Genomic DNA, 18,528 nt, shown 5'->3' with positions numbered 1-18,528 from the left:
CGTATGCGTTTAAGAGCTGTAATAAGCTATGACGGGAGTCAATTTTCGGGTTATCAAATCCAACCGGGAAAAAGAACCGTACAGTTAGAGCTTGAACGAGTTCTACAAACAATCCATAAAGGAGAGCTAGTAAAGGTAGTAGCAAGTGGACGAACGGATGCTGGGGTTCATGCTACAGGGCAGGTAATCCATTTTGATAGTCCCTTTACTTTATCTATGGACAGCTGGAGAACTGCTTTGAATGTTCAACTCCCAAAGGATATCCGAATACTTTTCGTAGAAGAAGTGGCTGCCGACTTTCATGCTAGATACCATGCAGCGGGTAAAACGTATCGTTATAAATGGTCGCTTGAAGAGATTCAAAGTCCCTTTGAGCGTAACTATACGGTCCATGTAGATAGATATAAGCCTAACGTAGAATTGATGAAGGAAGCTTCTGTTCACCTTTTAGGAACGCATGATTTTTCAAGCTTCTGTGCATCTAAAACTAGTGTGAAAGATTTTATTCGAACGGTACGATCGATAGACTTTGAATGGAAAGAAGAATCTAATCAGCTGCATATGGTGATTAACGGCAGTGGTTTTTTATATAATATGGTCCGAATTATTGCAGGCACTTTATGGGAAGTGGCAATAGGAAAAAAAAATGTAGACGAGCTACCGGGAATTCTTCAATCTTGCGATAGAAAAAAAGCTGGGAAAACCGCTCCAGCACACGGTTTATACCTAGAAAAAGTAGAGTATTCATGATATAGCAACTTTTCCAGGTGTTTATGGAAAAATACTTGACTATTAAGCGACGGCGGGTTATGATGATGTATGGTATTTTCATTAGCCCCACAATATAAGCCCCGAAACTTATTGTTATGAGGATATAGAAAATTATAGATCGATTATGATTGAATTAGGAGGACAAAATACATGCGTACAACATTCATGGCTAAAGGTCACGAAGTAGAACGTAAATGGTTAGTTATCGACGCTGAAGGCCAAACTCTTGGTCGTCTTGCTTCTGAAGTAGCAGCTATTTTACGTGGAAAAAACAAACCAACATTCACACCGAATGTTGACACTGGTGATCATGTGATCATTATCAATGCAGAAAAAATTCATTTAACTGGGAACAAGTTAAACGACAAAATTTACTACCGTCACACTCAATTTGCTGGTGGACTTAAACAACGTACTGCTTTAGAAATGCGTACTAAGTACCCAACAAAAATGATCGAATTAGCGATCAAAGGAATGCTTCCTAAAAACACTTTAGGTCGTCAAATGTTCGGAAAACTTCACGTTTACGCTGGAGCAGAACATCCACATGCAGCACAACAACCAGAAGCATTTGAGCTTCGCGGATAATAATTAAGAGGAGGACATACACTTGGCACAAGTTCAATATATCGGCACTGGTCGCCGTAAAAGCTCAGTAGCACGCGTACGTTTAGTACCAGGCGAAGGAAAAATCGTTATCAACAAACGTGACGTAGAAGATTACGTACCATACGAAACTTTACGTGAAATCATTAAACAACCATTAGTAACTACTCAAACTTTAGGTAGCTACGATGTTCATGTAAACGTTAATGGTGGTGGATTCACAGGTCAAGCAGGGGCAATCCGTCACGGTATTGCACGTGCACTACTTACAGTAGATCCTGATTTCCGTCCAGCTTTAAAATCAGCAGGATTCTTAACACGTGACCCACGTATGAAAGAACGTAAAAAACCAGGACTTAAAGGCGCTCGTCGTGCACCTCAGTTCTCAAAACGTTAATATCGAATTTACAACCCTTTCCCAATTTGGGAGAGGGTTTTTTCGTGGAAAAATAAACATTGGCGTATTCGACAGGTATGGACGAATGCTAAGAGTTTAAAGATGGAGAATATAAATTAGAGACAAATAAAATAATTGTTGATATACTGACCGCAACACAGCAGAGACAGATGCTCGTGAAGTAGCACCAGTGGAATCTTGTTATATTGTTTTATATAAAAAGGTAATTATATAAATAAAATGAAACAAAACAAAGAACGTGGAGAGGGGAATGTTGGCATGGAAATTATAAAGCAATGGAATCAGGCGGATAGTGATTATATACGACAAAAGGTTATCGAGCATAATATGGTTAATGTTCCTGAAGAAGTGAAGCACCCGAAACAACAGATCAGTTACATACTGCGTGATGAACATCAAAAAATTCTCGGAGGAATTACAGGGACAATTTTTTGGTACCACCTTCATATAGACTTCCTATGGGTGGATGACTCATTGAGAGGGCAGGGTCACGGTAAAGAGCTGCTAACTAGGATAGAAGAATTTGCGATAGAACATGGCTGTAAGCTTATACAATTAGATACCTTTAGCTTTCAAGCCCCGAATTTTTATAAAAAATTTGGTTACGAAGAAATTGGGATTGTGGATGATTTTCCTACGAAGGATGGTAAACAATATTACTTAGTAAAAAAAATAGGTTAACGAGAAAGGTAGATTGGGTCTTCAGCACCTTAATCTACCTTTTTATCATAATGGAAATATTTATTACCTGGGAAATTATTATTTAATAACAAATTATTAAGAAAAATTTATCTTCTGCCGAAATAGTGATTGTAGCATAAATTGCGAAGGTGTATATTAAGTTAGCAATTATACATATTGGAGGTGGGGGAATTGTTTTCATCTGAACGATTAATGTTCCGTTCTTATACAGAGGATGACTTTAAATTTCTATATTCGATGCTGTCGGATGAGAAAATGATGAGGTTTATAGGGAGTGGAAAGCCAAGAAACCGGGAGGAATCCGTAAATTTCTTACAATGGATATTCCAACATTATGAGCTAAACAAGGAGTATGGATTAAAGCTACTTGTCCCACAGGTGATAGAGGGAAGAGAAGAACTAGAAGTTGGTTATTGGATTGCTAGAGAGCATTGGGGAAATGGTTATGCAAGTGAAGCTGCAAAATCTTTGTTAGAAAGAGGGTTGAGCCAGCTAGGAGAAGATAGGTATATATCGCTTGTTCAGAAGGGGAACCTAGCATCTAGGAAGGTAGCAGAGAAGACAGGAATGAGACTAGCAAAAGAAATAATCTTGGGTGACAAGCAAGTTTGCTTATATGAATACGAAAAATAGAGAGAAGCAGGGTTGAAATGAGAAAAAAATTTAATGTTGTTACCTCCACCATTTTGGTGAGCATTTTCTTAGCGAGATTTGGAACATTTTTAGTTATTCCATACCTAACTTTATTTTTATTGAATGAGTTTGACTATACGGGCATGCAAATTGGAGCTATACTTTCCACTCTTGCATTTTCAGGACTTATTATGAGTTTTTTTATTGGTCCTTATATTGATAAATTTCCTAAAAATAAAGTAATCATTACGGGCTTAGCTGGGTATCTTGCGTGTTATATATATTTTCCATTTATAGATCAATACGCAGGATTTATCATTTTTGCTATTGTTCTTGGGATGAGTCAATCGATTGTAGAACCGACCTATCGTGTTCTATTGAGTCTGTATACGGAGCCAGAGAATAGAAGACTAATTTTTAATATCCGATATTTCTTGATTAATATTTCTGCTGCTGTAGCTCCCCTTACTTCTGTCTATTTTCAGCGTTTTGGGCTAGAGAATATATTCTTTGGAGTAGGTTTTATCTTTTTAATTAACATTATTACATTTTTAGTGTTGTTTAAGAAGTATCCAATGGTGAGGCAAGTGGCTAGTGCAAGTAAATCATCTATTTTTCAATCTTTTTATGTATTTAAAAAAGATTATGCGTTTAGCATTTTTGTACTAGCTCTTATTTTTGTAACCTTTGGATACAGTCAGTTTGATTCGACCTTCAGCCAATATCTCGGAAGGACGTTTGACGCTGAGCTTGCTGTACAATATTTTGCATGGTTGATCACTACGAATGCTATTACGGTTCTTATCATTCAATATTTTGTTTATAAGCTTGGAGAGCGGATTAGTACGACTACTTCTCTCATGATAGGAAGTGGGATGTTATCCTTAGGGTTATTAATATTTGGCCAAAGTCCTAATATTATTGTTTTGATTGGAGCAATGATAATCTTCACTGCTGGAGAGGTGCTCGTATTTACAATGGTAGATATACATATAGACAGTATGTGCGAGGATCATGAGAAAGGAACTTACTTCGCTCTAACCGGAGTTAAGTCTATAGGAAGAATAATTGCTCCTAGTTTGGGAGGCATACTTTTAGACAACATAGGAGCTGGAGCAGTCGTGTTCTTTATCATATCTATTATTACAGTTTTATCAGTTCCCTCGTTTTGGATAAGTTCTAAAATGAAGCCTAGAATCTAATCATACTCTTTGTCCCTCGTACGTATAATGAGTGAAAAAGGGGCGATTAATCTGAAGAAATGGTTAACAATTGGGGTTTTATTTTTTGTCACTCTATTAGCTGTAACGTACAGTACGAGAGCAAGTGATATTGGTTTCTTCCTACCAGAGCCTTTGAGTGGGGTAAAGATTGTGATTGATCCAGGCCATGGTGGTATGGATGGCGGCGCTAGTTATGGAGAAATAGTGGAAAGAGATATTACATTAGCTATGTCTCTTAAACTAGAGAAGTTATTGAAGTCTCAAGGTGCAACCGTAGTTATGACAAGAACTAAAGAAGGAGACGCTGTAGCTGAACATTCACCAGATGAGGACTTTCCAACTACAAGAGCTAGAAAACGAGCTGACCTTCTGCTTCGTGAGGAGATAATGAATAACTCTGAGCCGGATATGGTTATTAGTATGCACGTGAATGCTGTGCCAGAGGAAAGATGGAGAGGTGCTCAAGTTTTCTACCACGCAGAAGGACATGAAGGTGGTCAGCTGTTGGCTAAGTCTATTCAATCTTCCATTAGAACAAATATAGGGAATACAGAACGAGAAGCTCTAGCTATTAAACAAGTATACATTTTAAAGAAAGCAAAAGCCCCAGCGGTATTAGTAGAAACAGGGTTTATAAGTAATACAGAGGAAAGAGAGTTACTTACATCAGACAAATATCAAAATGAGATGGTAAATGCTATAGCTAAAGGGATAGGTGTATTTGTAGAAGAAAGCATTTATTGAGCCGTTGATGGGATGGTAGACACTCGTATATGGTATACTATATTGCGAATAGTTAACTAAAGGGGAGTGTCTACACAATGATTAATGAGAATCAAGTTCGTACATTACTTGGGGAATTAAACGATCCGTTTTTACATAGAACGCTTGAAGAAACGAATGGTATCTCTCAAGTTTCAATAAAAGAAGAAAAGAATCATGTTAGCGTTAAGCTTGCAATCGCTAAGATCAACTCTGCGGAGCAGATGCAATTACAAACAAAAGTGGTTGAAGTGTTAAAAAACGCTGGTGCAAATACTGTAGGTATTCGTTTTGAGGAGCTTCCTAAAGAAGTATTGGAGCAGTTCAGAGGAAAAGGGAAAGAAAGCGATAGCGAAGATATTCTTTCTCCAAACAGTAAAGTAAAAATCATCTCGATTGCATCGGGTAAAGGTGGAGTAGGTAAATCTACAGTCTCCGTAAACCTTGCTGTTGCTCTAGCAAGATTAGGTAAAAAAGTTGCATTAGTAGATGCAGATATTTACGGCTTCAGTGTGCCTGATATGATGGGTGTTAAAGACGTGCCACAGATTAAAGAGGATCGAATTATTCCAGTGGAACGCAAAGGCGTAAAAGTAATATCCATGGGATTTTTCGTAGAGAACAATACTCCAGTAGTTTGGCGTGGACCAATGTTAGGGAAAGTGTTAGACCAATTCTTTAAAGACGTAGAGTGGGGAGAGTTAGATTTCTTGCTACTAGATTTACCGCCCGGAACTGGTGACGTCGCGTTAGACATACACCAAATGCTACCGGCTTCTAAAGAGATCGTTGTAACCACTCCTCACCCTACAGCTGCGTTTGTAGCAGCGCGTGCAGGTGCAATGGCATTACAGACGGACCATGAAATTCTAGGTGTTATTGAAAATATGTCCTGGTATGAATCTAAATCTACAGGCGAAAAGGAATTTGTTTTTGGAAAAGGTGGAGGACCAAAACTTGCGGATGAACTTCGTACCGAGCTTCTTGGCCAAATTCCATTAGGTCAGCCTGACTGGAACGACATTGACTTTGCTCCTTCTGTATACGGCGAAACGCATGATACTGGGAAGCTATATTTAGAAATAGCTGAAAAAGTAATAGAAAAAGCATAAAGAAAAGGCCGTTTCCATAGAGGAGCGGCCTATTTTTCTTCTTCTTTTTTACCTCCCTCTTCTTTAGAGCCACCTTCTTCTTTAGAAGCACCGGCTTCTTCCACTAGCTTCTGCCATTTTGCTTGGAGAGACGGACTTTGAATAGTTTCTTCCACAACCTTTTGAATTTCTTTTCTCATATCACTCGATTTCAATGTTTTCTCTAATTCTTTTTTCATTTCGTCTGAGCTAAAGAATGTTTCTAAGTCTTTCAGATACTCTGGATCCTTCATCATGCTTTTCATTAAGTCTTCTTGTTGCTTCTTCATACTCTTAGCCATGGTCTCAGAAAATTTAGGATCTTGGTAAATTTCTTTCCAGAACTCCTCGGCTTCCTTAGAAAGCATGGTTTGTTCTACTGATTTTTTTACTTGCTCACTGTCTATTACAAGCATTTCTTGAAACTTTGGATCCTCTAAAAGAGTTCGAATCGCTTTTTTACCATCCTCTGTCTGTAAAGCATCGATTAACATTTTTTTGTTTTCTTCATATGAAGGAGTACTAGAAGAGTCATTACAACCAGCTAGTAAACCAATACTTAATAAAATCAGGGCGAAATACTTCATTGATTCCTCACCATCCTTTTCAATTATTGTTCACATTTAGTACGGAAATATGTATTGATATTATGAAGAAATAGATTTTTTGGCAAATCGTTGTTACAATTGAAGGATGAAATAGAGTAGATGGAGGCAACCTAGCTGTGACAATACGAAATTGGTTTAAATTTTTTATCAATTCCATGCTCATCGGTGGTTTAATAACAGGAGTTTTAGGTCTATTTATCCGTTGGGATGATGCCTTTGCTAAATACTTTGAAGCAGGCCAATGGAGTGAGTTTCTTGCTGCCTTTGCTTTTATGGTAGTAATGGGCTTTACCGTAAGTGTTATTACTCAAATGGGATTTTTCGCATATTTAACGATTCACCAAATGGGTGTAAATATATTTAGAACCCTAACTTTATGGAATTGGGTACAGTTATTAATCATTGCATTTGTCATATTTGATTTAATAATGTTCCGTTTCCGTCCAAACGCGGAGACTACTTCGCAAGTATGGCTATATGCTTTCTTGTTAGTCGTTCTAATCGGAACAGGAGTAGTGGTGGCGCTTATTAAAGCAAATAAAACGAAAAAACACGTGTTAATCTCTGCATTGTTCTTTATGATTGTAATTTCAACATTAGAGTGGCTGCCTGTCTTAATGGTTAATGCGGATAACGTCGATAGTTGGGTTACTTTATTATTGTTCCCAATTCTAGCGGTTAATGCATATCAGTTATTGGCTTTACCAAAATACAACGCTAAATCTGATGAAGACCGATTGAAACTAGAAGCGCGGAGAAAAGCGAGAAGAGAAGCTGAGGCAAAGGTTAAATAAGAAAACTGCTCTGACTATTAGTCGGAGCAGTTTTTTATTATAGAAGAATAGTTGAATTCTCTACGCTATTCGGGATAACTTTTGGTTTTCATTTTCATGTTAAATATATTTTGTTCAATACTAACAAAAGGTTGTGATCTTAAATATTTTGCAAGCTGGATTGTATCGATTCTTTCTTCCTGGTGGAGAGGAACGGTAAGTATATCTCCCTTCGTAAGCTTAGGCACAGTATTTCCTAAAACTATAGTAGAGCCTAAAAGATTTACTTCCTCCTTCCAGGCATCTTTTTGAAGTTCAACAGGGAACTCGTAATCAGAAGTCCGAAACCAATCTGGTTTCACACCAATAGCCTCTTCAAATCTATCTATTTCTTTTTTAAATAGACTCCGGTCCTCTATATACAGCAAGCCCTCTTTACCCAACAGACTAATAGGGATTTTTTTATCCTGCATAATTTTAATAATGGGCTCAGATCGCTCAATCCATTCAATGCTAATGAAAAAATGAGGATAAGGAGCTTTTAAACCTTCTACTAGGGTTTCTACATCCTCTCTACCAAATGATAGGTCGATAGTTACCGTATTCCCATAGGCTCCCTTCGATATAACACTTGGTTTTTCGGTTACTTGGAACACGGGAAGAAGTGTAGAGTAAGTATTGGGCGCGAAGAGTAACAGCAAGAATAACAATACAGAAGTGATGGTTATTAAGAGCTTTGTTTTCAAGGAAACACACACCTTTTCAATTTGTTTTAATAAATTTTATGATTAAGTGTTGACATTCATGTTAAAACGATGTTAAGATACAAAGGTCGCTAAAACAAAACGACAAAATACATTATATGAACATTGAAAACTGAACATGCAAAACGTTAAGACATACAGCATCAACAAGCTTCGGCTTGATTGACGCAAAACAATTTTTGACATCATTTAATGATGATGCCAGCAAAACAAAATGAGCTTTTTAAGTTCTCTATTATGGAGAGTTTGATCCTGGCTCAGGACGAACGCTGGCGGCGTGCCTAATACATGCAAGTCGAGCGGATGATGAAGAAGCTTGCTTCTTCTGATTTAGCGGCGGACGGGTGAGTAACACGTGGGCAACCTGCCCTGTAGATTGGGATAACTCCGGGAAACCGGGGCTAATACCGAATAATCCATTCCCTCACATGAGGAAATGTTAAAAGACGGTTTCGGCTGTCACTACAGGATGGGCCCGCGGCGCATTAGCTAGTTGGTGAGGTAACGGCTCACCAAGGCGACGATGCGTAGCCGACCTGAGAGGGTGATCGGCCACACTGGGACTGAGACACGGCCCAGACTCCTACGGGAGGCAGCAGTAGGGAATCTTCCACAATGGACGAAAGTCTGATGGAGCAACGCCGCGTGAGTGAAGAAGGTTTTCGGATCGTAAAACTCTGTTGTGAGGGAAGAACAAGTACGAGAGTAACTGCTCGTACCTTGACGGTACCTCATTAGAAAGCCACGGCTAACTACGTGCCAGCAGCCGCGGTAATACGTAGGTGGCAAGCGTTGTCCGGAATTATTGGGCGTAAAGCGCGCGCAGGCGGTCCTTTAAGTCTGATGTGAAAGCCCACGGCTCAACCGTGGAGGGTCATTGGAAACTGGGGGACTTGAGTACAGAAGAGGAAAGCGGAATTCCAAGTGTAGCGGTGAAATGCGTAGAGATTTGGAGGAACACCAGTGGCGAAGGCGGCTTTCTGGTCTGTAACTGACGCTGAGGCGCGAAAGCGTGGGGAGCAAACAGGATTAGATACCCTGGTAGTCCACGCCGTAAACGATGAGTGCTAAGTGTTAGGGGGTTTCCGCCCCTTAGTGCTGCAGCTAACGCATTAAGCACTCCGCCTGGGGAGTACGGTCGCAAGACTGAAACTCAAAGGAATTGACGGGGGCCCGCACAAGCGGTGGAGCATGTGGTTTAATTCGAAGCAACGCGAAGAACCTTACCAGGTCTTGACATCCCGCTGACCGGCCTAGAGATAGGCTTTTCCCTTCGGGGACAGCGGTGACAGGTGGTGCATGGTTGTCGTCAGCTCGTGTCGTGAGATGTTGGGTTAAGTCCCGCAACGAGCGCAACCCTTGATCTTAGTTGCCAGCATTCAGTTGGGCACTCTAAGGTGACTGCCGGTGATAAACCGGAGGAAGGTGGGGATGACGTCAAATCATCATGCCCCTTATGACCTGGGCTACACACGTGCTACAATGGACGGTACAGAGGGTCGCAACCCCGCGAGGGTGAGCAAATCCCATAAAACCGTTCTCAGTTCGGATTGTAGGCTGCAACTCGCCTACATGAAGCCGGAATCGCTAGTAATCGTGGATCAGCATGCCACGGTGAATACGTTCCCGGGCCTTGTACACACCGCCCGTCACACCACGAGAGTTTGTAACACCCGAAGTCGGTGGGGTAACCCTTTTGGGAGCCAGCCGCCGAAGGTGGGACAGATGATTGGGGTGAAGTCGTAACAAGGTAGCCGTATCGGAAGGTGCGGCTGGATCACCTCCTTTCTAAGGATATATTCGGAATACAGATTTTTATCTGTATCTTAACGTTTTGCAGTTCAGTTTTGAATGTTCATTCTATATGAGCATTTAAAGCTTTTTAACTTGTTCTTTGAAAACTGGATAAAACGACATCAAAAAAAGAAACAAACGCAAGATATTCAAATTGTGATCACTTACGTGATTGCAAGTGTAGTACTTTTAACTTTTAGGTTAAGTTAATAAGGGCGCACGGTGGATGCCTTGGCACTAGGAGTCGATGAAGGACGGCACTAACACCGATATGCTTCGGGGAGCTGTAAGTGAGCTTCGATCCGAAGATTTCCGAATGGGGAAACCCACTGCCCGTAATGGGGCAGTACATTTGCGTGAATACATAGCGCATCTGAGACACACCCAGGGAACTGAAACATCTAAGTACCTGGAGGAAGAGAAAGAAAATTCGATTCCCTGAGTAGCGGCGAGCGAAACGGGAAGAGCCCAAACCAAGAGGCTTGCCTCTTGGGGTTGTAGGACACTCTATACGGAGTTACAAAAGAATGAGCTAGACGAAGCGATCTGGAAAGGTCCGCAGGATAGGGTAAAAGCCCCGTAGTCAAAAGTTCATTCCCTCCAGAGTGTATCCTGAGTACGGCGGAACACGTGAAATTCCGTCGGAATCCGGGAGGACCATCTCCCAAGGCTAAATACTACCTAGTGACCGATAGTGAACCAGTACCGTGAGGGAAAGGTGAAAAGCACCCCGGAAGGGGAGTGAAATAGACCCTGAAACCGTGTGCCTACAAATAGTCAAAGCCCGTTAACGGGTGATGGCGTGCCTTTTGTAGAATGAACCGGCGAGTTACGATTACATGCGAGGTTAAGTTGAGAAGACGGAGCCGCAGCGAAAGCGAGTCTGAATAGGGCGAATGAGTATGTGGTCGTAGACCCGAAACCAGGTGATCTACCCATGTCCAGGATGAAGGTGAGGTAACACTTACTGGAGGTCCGAACCCACGCACGTTGAAAAGTGCGGGGATGAGGTGTGGGTAGCGGAGAAATTCCAATCGAACCTGGAGATAGCTGGTTCTCTCCGAAATAGCTTTAGGGCTAGCCTCAAACGTTAGAATCTTGGAGGTAGAGCACTGTTTGGACTAGGGGCCCATCCCGGGTTACCGAATTCAGACAAACTCCGAATGCCAATGATTTATGTTTGGGAGTCAGACTGCGAGTGATAAGATCCGTAGTCAAGAGGGAAACAGCCCAGACCACCAGCTAAGGTCCCAAAGTATTTGTTAAGTGGAAAAGGATGTGGCGTTGCTTAGACAACCAGGATGTTGGCTTAGAAGCAGCCATCATTTAAAGAGTGCGTAATAGCTCACTGGTCGAGTGACGCTGCGCCGAAAATGTATCGGGGCTAAACAAATCACCGAAGCTGTGGATTGATACCTTTGGTATCAGTGGTAGGAGAGCGTTCTAAGGGCGTTGAAGTCAGACCGGAAGGACTGGTGGAGCGCTTAGAAGTGAGAATGCCGGTATGAGTAGCGAAAGATGGGTGAGAATCCCATCCACCGTATGACTAAGGTTTCCTGAGGAAGGCTCGTCCGCTCAGGGTTAGTCGGGACCTAAGTCGAGGCCGATAGGCGTAGACGATGGACAACAGGTTGATATTCCTGTACCACCACCCCACCGTTTGAGTGATGGGGGGACGCAGTAGGATAGGGTAAGCGTGCTGTTGGTTATGCACGTCCAAGCAGTGAGGTGTGAGTGTAGGCAAATCCGCACTCTGTAACATTGAGCTGTGATGGCAAGGACGTATGTCCGGAGTTCCTGATTTCACACTGCCAAGAAAAGCCTCTAACGAGGTGGGAGGTGCCCGTACCGCAAACCGACACAGGTAGTCGAGGAGAGAATCCTAAGGTGAGCGAGAGAACTCTCGTTAAGGAACTCGGCAAAATGACCCCGTAACTTCGGGAGAAGGGGTGCTCTTTTGGGTGAATAGCCTAGAAGAGCCGCAGTGAATAGGCCCAGGCGACTGTTTAGCAAAAACACAGGTCTCTGCAAAACCGTAAGGTGAAGTATAGGGGCTGACGCCTGCCCGGTGCTGGAAGGTTAAGAGGAGTGCTTAGCGCAAGCGAAGGTGCGAATTGAAGCCCCAGTAAACGGCGGCCGTAACTATAACGGTCCTAAGGTAGCGAAATTCCTTGTCGGGTAAGTTCCGACCCGCACGAAAGGCGTAACGATCTGGGCACTGTCTCAACGAGAGACTCGGTGAAATTATAGTACCTGTGAAGATGCAGGTTACCCGCGACAGGACGGAAAGACCCCGTGGAGCTTTACTGTAGCTTGATATTGAATTTTGGTGCAACTTGTACAGGATAGGTAGGAGCCTTAGAGCCCGGAGCGCCAGCTTCGGAGGAGGCGTCGGTGGGATACTACCCTGGTTGTATTGAAATTCTAACCCATACCCGTAACCCGGGTAGGAGACAGTGTCAGGCGGGCAGTTTGACTGGGGCGGTCGCCTCCTAAAGTGTAACGGAGGCGCCCAAAGGTTCCCTCAGAATGGTTGGAAATCATTCGAAGAGTGTAAAGGCAGAAGGGAGCTTGACTGCGAGACCTACAAGTCGAGCAGGGTCGAAAGACGGGCTTAGTGATCCGGTGGTTCCGCATGGAAGGGCCATCGCTCAACGGATAAAAGCTACCCCGGGGATAACAGGCTTATCTCCCCCAAGAGTCCACATCGACGGGGAGGTTTGGCACCTCGATGTCGGCTCATCGCATCCTGGGGCTGTAGTCGGTCCCAAGGGTTGGGCTGTTCGCCCATTAAAGCGGTACGCGAGCTGGGTTCAGAACGTCGTGAGACAGTTCGGTCCCTATCCGTCGTGGGCGTAGGAAATTTGAGAGGAGCTGTCCTTAGTACGAGAGGACCGGGATGGACACACCGCTGGTGTACCAGTTGTTCTGCCAAGGGCATCGCTGGGTAGCTATGTGTGGACGGGATAAGTGCTGAAAGCATCTAAGCACGAAGCCCCCCTCAAGATGAGATTTCCCATTACGCAAGTAAGTAAGATCCCTCAAAGACGATGAGGTAGATAGGTTCGGGGTGGAAGCGTGGCGACACGTGCAGCTGACGAATACTAATCGATCGAGGACTTAACCAAATTGTTTGTTTCTAAGATGATGTCTTTTATCCAGTTTTGAGTGAACAACTCTGAGGGTTTCAAGGCGCAAGCAGTGCTAGGAAACGAGTGAGTGAAGGAAGGAGCGTACTTACGTACGTGACTGATTGAACGAACGAAGTTGACAACGCAATGCGAAGTGTATTGAAAGCTGAAAAAGTCTAGTGATGATGGCGAAGAGGTCACACCCGTTCCCATACCGAACACGGAAGTTAAGCTCTTCAGCGCCGATGGTAGTTGGGGGTCTCCCCCTGCAAGAGTAGGACGTCGCTGGGCACTAAAGGAAGTCGTCACCGAGTAATCGGTGACGGCTTTTTTGTTTTGTTTAAAATGAAAAAAAAGCCGAAGGCACTCTCTCCCTAAGCAAGTGGGCGAGAAGCCGGAGGGGCAAAGAGTTCGAGGAAGCAAGGAAGAGAGGCTCGGAGCGTATGGCATACGCGAGAACCGAACGACTGCGGCTGACAAAGAAATCTGCCGCCCATCTGGTTTCGCAGCCGCCGATGGTAGTTGGAGGGTCGCCCCTGCAAGAGTAGGACGTCGCTGGGCAACTAAAGGAAGTCATCACCGAGTAATCGGTGGTGGCTTTTTTGTTTTATCTTTTACAGGAAAAAGCCGAAGGCGCTATCTCCCTAAGGAAGTGAGCGAGAAGCCGGAGGGGCAACGAGTTCGAGGAAGCAAGGAAGAGAGGCTCGGAGCGTATGGCATACGCGAGAACCGAACGACCGCGACTGGTATTTTTTTGTTCAGAAGGCAATCTCTCCACAGAAATTACAAAAATACTTGAGCATGTTATGAATAGGGCAAGGAAAGAGTTACGAGTAATAATTATGTGAGCCTGATCAAACAGGAGTTTAAACTCTGTGATAGCTATGATTCCTGCTCTTACCATTCTTCTAGTTTAAAAGCGCTCTCCTAGCAATAATTAAAGTAATTAATACTTCTTTTAATGAGAGTCGAATTTTATATAGAGTGCACTACCTATAAAATACTAACATTAATTACTCTATTGATTGGAGCGGCAGACGGCGACTCCAGCGGGAGGAGGGAGACAGATAAGACATCACAACCACGCGCGTTAGCGATGGGTGATGGCTTATCGCTCCCCCCGCGGAAAGCGTACGTCTAGAGCGGAAATCAACTCTACTTTAAACATAAAAAATTAATAAATATTTTACGGTTCTCTATTAATAGCTTAAATATTTTACGTATATTTCTAAATATAAATGGACAATATAATAGGGTGAGGCATCTCCTAAGAAATTAAAATATAGAGAATATCATTCAAAAAGATGACAAATTCTATATATTGGAACCTTGAATATTTCATTGGAAAAATACCTAAATTAAGCTTGAAATTTAAAGTATACTTGTTATAATTATATTTGTACTTTAAATAATAAGAACGTTCCGAAGTAGCTCAGTGGTAGAGCAATCGGCTGTTAACCGATTGGTCGTAGGTTCGAGTCCTACCTTCGGAGCCATTTTTATGCTTCCATAGCTCAGTAGGTAGAGTGCTTCCATGGTAAGGAAGAGGTCACCGGTTCAAATCCGGTTGGAAGCTTTTCTATTTTACATAAAAGTAGGGAATGTACATAAAAAAGTGCTTGTTTTGAAGTAATACTTATGCTAAACTATTAATTGTCCGGTTTTTAAAGAGGATTACTGTTTTGGAGGATTAGCTCAGCTGGGAGAGCATCTGCCTTACAAGCAGAGGGTCGGCGGTTCGAGCCCGTCATCCTCCACCAAAAAGTTTTTATAATAGCCTGGAGGGGTAGCGAAGTGGCTAAACGCGGCGGACTGTAAATCCGCTCCTTAGGGTTCGGCGGTTCGAATCCGTCCCCCTCCACCAGTTTTTGGGGTATAGCCAAGCGGTAAGGCAACGGATTTTGATTCCGTCATGCCCTGGTTCGAATCCAGGTACCCCAGCCATTTTCTATTATCTATTATGGGGCCTTAGCTCAGCTGGGAGAGCGCCTGCCTTGCACGCAGGAGGTCAGCGGTTCGATCCCGCTAGGCTCCATTTTAATTCTAATGTGTGTATACTTAACTCTTTTCATTCAATTGAAAAGAGTTTTTTTGTGTTTAAAATATATAACAAAATAACTTCGACATTCCGATATAAATAGAAAAAGAGAAGAGGTTGTGAGAGGAAATGGAAAGCTTAATCCTTGGGGACGTTACATTAAGATTATTAACGAAAAGCGATATACCGTTACTGTGGGAGCTGTATGAGCCTAGTGTATTTGAATATATGTTACATACGGTAGAAAGTGAAGAACAGCTAGGAGATTGGCTGCAGGCAGGCATTGATCAAATGCAAGGTCAACAAACCGCAATTGTTTATGTAGTGGAACATACAGATACAAAAAAAATAATGGGTACGACTAGGATTTACGGGATAGATCAAGTTAACGGTGCTTGTGAAATTGGCTCTACTTTTTACGGGAAAGCTTATCAGAGAACTCATGTAAATACGACCTGTAAGTTCTTGATGCTCCAGCATTGCTTTGAGACGCTGGGGATGATTCGTGTACAGTTTAAAACTGACGAGTTAAACTTACCGTCACAGCGAGCTATTGAAAGAATTGGGGGCATCAAGGAAGGCGTATTAAGGAACGAACGTGTGAGATCCAACGGGACCGTCAGAAACGCGGTTTTATATTCGATTGTAAATGAAGAATGGGCAGAAACAAAAAAATATCTTCAGTTATTAATGAATAAATATACATGAAAATGCTGAGTTGAGCCAACTGCCTTTAAGGAATTACAATAAGTGTATGAACTAAAGGGGGTATAAAAAAATGAATAAATTAAATCTAACAATTATAGGGGTTCCTATGGATCTTGGTCAAAATAGACGTGGGGTAGATATGGGACCAAGTGCAATTCGTTATGCAGGAGTAGTGGAACGCTTAACTGACCTTGGTCATACGGTGAAGGATGAAGGGGATATTTTAATCAGTCAGATTAGAAAAGAAGAGTCGTCTACAACCTTAAGAAATTTAGAGCAGGTGATTGAAGCTAATACAGCTCTCGCCAATAAAGTGCATTCAGTTGTAGAGGCAGGGGATTTCCCTCTTGTCCTAGGTGGAGATCATAGTATAGCGATCGGTACATTAGCAGGTCTTTCTGATCAATATGAAAATCTAGGGGTTATCTGGTACGATGCTCATGCAGACTTAAACACTGCTGAAACTTCTCCATCGGGGAATATTCACGGTATGCCATTAGCCGTAAGCATAGGCTTAGGTCACAAGGATTTAGTGAACATACGTGAATTTGCACCGAAGATTAAACCTGAGAATATAGTTATAATTGGCGCCCGTTCTGTTGACCCGGGAGAGAGAGAACTGATTAGAGAAAAAGGCATTAAAGTTTTCTCCATGCATGAAATAGATAAGCTAGGGATGACCGAGGTTATGAATCAAACGATAACTTACTTCCTGGAACGTAAAGTGGATGGTGTGCATTTGTCTCTTGACTTAGATGGATTAGATCCGCTATATACACCTGGAGTTGGAACGCCTGTACCAGGAGGTATAAGCTATCGTGAAAGTCATTTAGCCATGGAAATGCTTTATTCCTCTCATTTAATTTCATCTGCTGAATTTGTAGAGGTAAATCCTATTCTCGATGAGAAAAATAAAACAGCTGATACTGCAGTCGCACTTATGGGGTCATTATTTGGAGAAAGCTTAATATAATAGTTTTATTAGTATTTTAGGAAAAGCAGGCTAATTGTCAGCTTTTTCTTTTTTTTTAACAACACAACACAGGAAATATTTGATAAAATTAAAATAATATAAAAAAATGAAACCTGTTGAATCCTTCTTACGTATAGGTAGAGACAGCCGCATAGAGCGGAGGGGAAATCAGACGATGGATGCGATAGTTAACAAAAGAATAAAACAAGTACTAAAAGGAGATAAAGACGCATTCGCGGAGATTGTCGACCTTTACCAAAATAGGCTTTTCCAAGTTTGCTATAGAATGCTTGGCAATCGTCACGAAGCTGAAGATATAGCTCAAGAGGCATTTGTCCGGGCCTATATAAATATTCATACGTTCGATCAGAAAAGAAAATTTTCTACATGGCTATATCGTATAGCTACGAATTTATGTATTGATCGTATACGTAAAAAAAAGCCTGACTATTATTTAGATGCAGAAGTGAAGGGTACGGAAGGTCTTGACATGTATTCTCAAATAGCTGCCTCTGATGAACTTCCAGAGGAAGAGTTGATGAAACTAGAGCTACAAGATAGAATTCAATATGAGATCAGCCGTCTTCCAGATAAGTATCGATCTGCTATAGTGCTTAAATACATGGAGGAACTATCCTTGCAAGAAATAAGTGAAATTTTAGACCTCCCATTAGGCACAGTAAAAACAAGAATACATCGAGGTCGGGAAGCGCTTAGAAAACAATTAAGTAAACAACCGAATCTTTAATAGGAGGAATCATGATGAGTGCGTGTCCAGAACGAATTGTTCACTATATGCATGAATATCTAGATGGTGAAATTAGTCGTGAACACGAGCTGGAGCTCAAGTCACACTTGCAATCGTGCCAAGAGTGTCGCAATCATATGCATGAGTTAAGCGATGTAGTAGCCTTTGTAAAAGGAGCAGCTCATGTAGAGGCACCAAATGATTTTACTCTATCAGTTATGTCTAGACTTCCAAAAGAAAAATCACATACTGGTGTAAGCAGATGGTTTAGACAGCATCCTGTTCTTACGGCAGCAGCTATGTTTATGTTGTTAATGAGTAGTGCACTTTTCTCTAATTATAATAACGATCAACAATTCTCATTTACAAAGCAAGAGAACGTTATTGTCGAGGGAGAAACAGTTATAATCCCTGAGGGACAAGTCGTTAAGGGAGATTTAATAGTTAAGAATGGCGATGTACGCGTTGATGGAGAGTTGGATGGAAATTTAACAGTAATTAATGGGTCCGTTATTGACGGTTCTAAATATATGGCTTCCACAGCTAATGTTACAGGTAAAACAGAGGAAATTAACAAAGCATTCGATTGGCTATGGTATACCATAAAGGACACTGCTAAGGAAATTACCTCTTTCTTTAAAAGCGATAAGACTGAAGAATAAAAATAAATACCCCGAGAAACACATATATTATCCTATCTTTTTAAAAAAGGAGTCTATCCAGGAACCTGGATAGACTTTTTGCGT

Annotated in this window: 15 protein-coding genes, 6 tRNA genes and 3 rRNA genes; 22 read left to right on the top strand and 2 right to left on the bottom strand. The window is 42.0% G+C overall.

Annotated elements, in window-relative coordinates; translation table 11 throughout:
* The first annotated feature begins 3 nt into the window (after positions 1-3).
* The 8 genes from truA to MKY09_RS18225 all read left to right on the top strand — a co-directional run bounded on the left by truA (position 4) and on the right by MKY09_RS18225 (position 6,227).
* Positions 4-750: a tRNA pseudouridine(38-40) synthase TruA gene (gene truA, locus MKY09_RS18260; RefSeq protein ID WP_298472562.1), complete on the top strand. Its 747-nt coding sequence runs from the start codon at positions 4-6 to the stop codon at positions 748-750.
* A gap of 171 nt (positions 751-921) precedes the next feature.
* On the top strand, positions 922-1,359 hold the full coding sequence (gene rplM / locus MKY09_RS18255; RefSeq protein ID WP_151112062.1) for a 50S ribosomal protein L13: 438 nt from the start codon (positions 922-924) through the stop codon (positions 1,357-1,359).
* Positions 1,360-1,381: 22 nt separating this feature from the next.
* Positions 1,382-1,774, top strand: a complete 393-nt coding sequence (gene rpsI, locus MKY09_RS18250; RefSeq protein WP_144512714.1) for a 30S ribosomal protein S9 — start codon at positions 1,382-1,384, stop codon at positions 1,772-1,774.
* Between the two features lie 279 nt (positions 1,775-2,053).
* Entirely contained in the window at positions 2,054-2,476 is a 423-nt protein-coding gene (locus MKY09_RS18245) for a GNAT family N-acetyltransferase (protein ID WP_342567279.1), read from the top strand.
* A gap of 192 nt (positions 2,477-2,668) precedes the next feature.
* Positions 2,669-3,130 (top strand): GNAT family N-acetyltransferase, encoded by a 462-nt coding sequence (locus MKY09_RS18240; RefSeq protein WP_342567278.1) that lies wholly within the window; start codon positions 2,669-2,671, stop codon positions 3,128-3,130.
* 17 nt (positions 3,131-3,147) lie between these two features.
* A complete protein-coding gene (locus tag MKY09_RS18235) occupies positions 3,148-4,332 on the top strand; it encodes an MFS transporter (protein WP_342567277.1) in 1,185 nt (394 codons plus the stop codon).
* A 51-nt stretch (positions 4,333-4,383) separates the two neighbouring features.
* Entirely contained in the window at positions 4,384-5,097 is a 714-nt protein-coding gene (locus MKY09_RS18230; RefSeq protein ID WP_169359429.1) for an N-acetylmuramoyl-L-alanine amidase, read from the top strand.
* 77 nt (positions 5,098-5,174) lie between these two features.
* Positions 5,175-6,227 carry a P-loop NTPase gene (locus MKY09_RS18225; RefSeq protein ID WP_169359341.1) on the top strand — a complete coding sequence of 351 codons (1,053 nt, stop codon included), beginning with the start codon at positions 5,175-5,177 and terminating at the stop codon, positions 6,225-6,227.
* A gap of 29 nt (positions 6,228-6,256) precedes the next feature.
* Here the strand turns inward: MKY09_RS18225 and gerD are convergent, their stop codons facing one another.
* Complete coding sequence (gene gerD, locus MKY09_RS18220; protein ID WP_169359340.1) at positions 6,257-6,832, bottom strand: spore germination lipoprotein GerD; 576 nt, start codon at positions 6,830-6,832, stop codon at positions 6,257-6,259.
* A 137-nt stretch (positions 6,833-6,969) separates the two neighbouring features.
* Between gerD and MKY09_RS18215 the strand changes: the two genes are divergently transcribed.
* Positions 6,970-7,647, top strand: coding sequence for a KinB-signaling pathway activation protein (locus tag MKY09_RS18215; protein WP_342567276.1), 678 nt, complete (start codon positions 6,970-6,972; stop codon positions 7,645-7,647).
* A gap of 65 nt (positions 7,648-7,712) precedes the next feature.
* On the opposite strand, the gene MKY09_RS18210 is transcribed toward MKY09_RS18215, so the two are convergent.
* Positions 7,713-8,372, bottom strand: a complete 660-nt coding sequence (locus MKY09_RS18210; protein WP_342567275.1) for a hypothetical protein — start codon at positions 8,370-8,372, stop codon at positions 7,713-7,715.
* A gap of 252 nt (positions 8,373-8,624) precedes the next feature.
* Between MKY09_RS18210 and MKY09_RS18205 the strand changes: the two genes are divergently transcribed.
* The 13 genes from MKY09_RS18205 (at position 8,625) to MKY09_RS18145 (ending at position 18,444) form a co-directional block, all read left to right on the top strand.
* Positions 8,625-10,178: ribosomal RNA gene (locus MKY09_RS18205) — 16S ribosomal RNA — on the top strand.
* 205 nt (positions 10,179-10,383) lie between these two features.
* A 23S ribosomal RNA gene (locus MKY09_RS18200) occupies positions 10,384-13,312 on the top strand.
* Positions 13,313-13,490: 178 nt separating this feature from the next.
* Positions 13,491-13,606, top strand: a 5S ribosomal RNA gene (rrf, locus tag MKY09_RS18195).
* Together the 16S, 23S and 5S rRNA genes form the textbook arrangement of a ribosomal RNA operon.
* Before the next feature lie 1,130 nt (positions 13,607-14,736).
* Positions 14,737-14,811, top strand: a tRNA-Asn gene (locus MKY09_RS18190).
* A gap of 7 nt (positions 14,812-14,818) precedes the next feature.
* Positions 14,819-14,891, top strand: a tRNA-Thr gene (locus MKY09_RS18185).
* 108 nt (positions 14,892-14,999) lie between these two features.
* A tRNA-Val gene (locus MKY09_RS18180) sits at positions 15,000-15,075 on the top strand.
* Between the two features lie 20 nt (positions 15,076-15,095).
* Positions 15,096-15,179 (top strand) — tRNA-Tyr (locus tag MKY09_RS18175).
* 5 nt (positions 15,180-15,184) lie between these two features.
* Positions 15,185-15,259 (top strand) — tRNA-Gln (locus MKY09_RS18170).
* 18 nt (positions 15,260-15,277) lie between these two features.
* Positions 15,278-15,350 (top strand) — tRNA-Ala (locus MKY09_RS18165).
* Positions 15,351-15,482: 132 nt separating this feature from the next.
* On the top strand, positions 15,483-16,061 hold the full coding sequence (locus MKY09_RS18160) for a GNAT family protein (protein ID WP_342567274.1): 579 nt from the start codon (positions 15,483-15,485) through the stop codon (positions 16,059-16,061).
* A gap of 70 nt (positions 16,062-16,131) precedes the next feature.
* Complete coding sequence (gene rocF / locus MKY09_RS18155) at positions 16,132-17,034, top strand: arginase (protein ID WP_342567273.1); 903 nt, start codon at positions 16,132-16,134, stop codon at positions 17,032-17,034.
* A gap of 175 nt (positions 17,035-17,209) precedes the next feature.
* Positions 17,210-17,782, top strand: coding sequence for an RNA polymerase sigma factor SigW (gene sigW / locus MKY09_RS18150; protein WP_169360614.1), 573 nt, complete (start codon positions 17,210-17,212; stop codon positions 17,780-17,782).
* 14 nt (positions 17,783-17,796) lie between these two features.
* Complete coding sequence (locus MKY09_RS18145) at positions 17,797-18,444, top strand: zf-HC2 domain-containing protein (RefSeq protein WP_298471321.1); 648 nt, start codon at positions 17,797-17,799, stop codon at positions 18,442-18,444.
* Positions 18,445-18,528: the final 84 nt, after the last annotated feature.

The sequence above is a fragment of the Psychrobacillus sp. FSL K6-4046 genome, assembly GCF_038624605.1.
Classification (GTDB): domain Bacteria; phylum Bacillota; class Bacilli; order Bacillales_A; family Planococcaceae; genus Psychrobacillus.
The sequence above is the reverse complement of the archived record's forward strand: the minus strand, read 5'-3'. Positions and strand labels throughout refer to the sequence as shown.